Genomic DNA, 266 nt, shown 5'->3' on the forward strand with positions numbered 1-266 from the left:
ATATTTGCTCACCCAGCAGGTGATGGTGCAGAGGTTACGCTGGTACTGATTGCGCATCCGGCGCAGGTGTTGCAGGTAGTGTCCCTGCTTGATGAAGTCGGTCAGAGCGATTTGCGGTAGGGTCGACGTCGCGCCGGTGCTGATGAACTTCATATGCAAGGCGCGGTTGTGATAACGCCCCGGAGCCAGCCAGCCGACGCGCAGGCCGGGCGCCAACGTTTTGGAAAACGAGCTGCACAGCAACACGCGGCCATCTTCATCGAAAG

The 266-nt window shown here is 59.0% G+C and carries 1 pseudogene; it reads right to left on the reverse strand.

The features are described 5' to 3' along the window. Positions 1-266 (reverse strand): annotated as a pseudogene (locus GEAM_RS00010) (PLP-dependent aminotransferase family protein); the annotation flags it as partial.

Source organism: Ewingella americana ATCC 33852, assembly GCF_000735345.1.
Lineage (GTDB): Bacteria > Pseudomonadota > Gammaproteobacteria > Enterobacterales > Enterobacteriaceae > Ewingella > Ewingella americana.